This is a genomic window from Streptococcus sp. OH4692_COT-348 (assembly GCF_003859975.1).
Taxonomy (GTDB): domain Bacteria; phylum Bacillota; class Bacilli; order Lactobacillales; family Streptococcaceae; genus Streptococcus.
Genome location: NZ_RQZB01000059.1, coordinates 1 through 477, shown reverse-complemented (window position 1 = coordinate 477; position 477 = coordinate 1). Strand labels below are relative to the sequence as shown.

Here is a 477-nt window from a genome sequence, read left to right as displayed (position 1 = left end):
CTTAGATTTTAATAGCTTAATATAGTCGTTCATTGAGAAACCTTGTCGAATAGCTCGTTGGTTATCTCCGTCTTTGTCAAAGAAGTAACGCTCAATCAGACCTTTTAAAATTTCATAGCGTGCTGGGTCATATCCAATTTTTCTAAGTCTGCATCCTGTCTTGGTTCTAAAGTCATTAATATACGGTATTAAGTCATTAACATTGATGTATTCCGTATCAAGTAAGATTAATTCGCCTCTGTCAACAAATTCAGTCCATAGTTCTTGCTGTTCTGTATCCAGTTGCTCATATTGCGACCGTACAGAGAAAGTAAGTGTATGACTGTAAGTTTTACCCTCTAACTCACAAACGAACGACACAGCGGTTAAATCACCAATTAAGGATAGGTCAATTCCGACATAAGTTCTATTTTTATTAAATACAGATAAATTTAATTCTGTTAGTTTAGTGTCTTGTGGAGTGAAGTAGTAAGCTGT

1 protein-coding gene is annotated in these 477 nt (G+C 35.2%); it reads right to left on the bottom strand.

Annotated elements, in window-relative coordinates; genetic code table 11:
* Positions 1-477, bottom strand: a 477-nt coding sequence (locus EII37_RS10890) for a terminase TerL endonuclease subunit (protein WP_221620942.1), incomplete at both ends; no start/stop codon positions are given.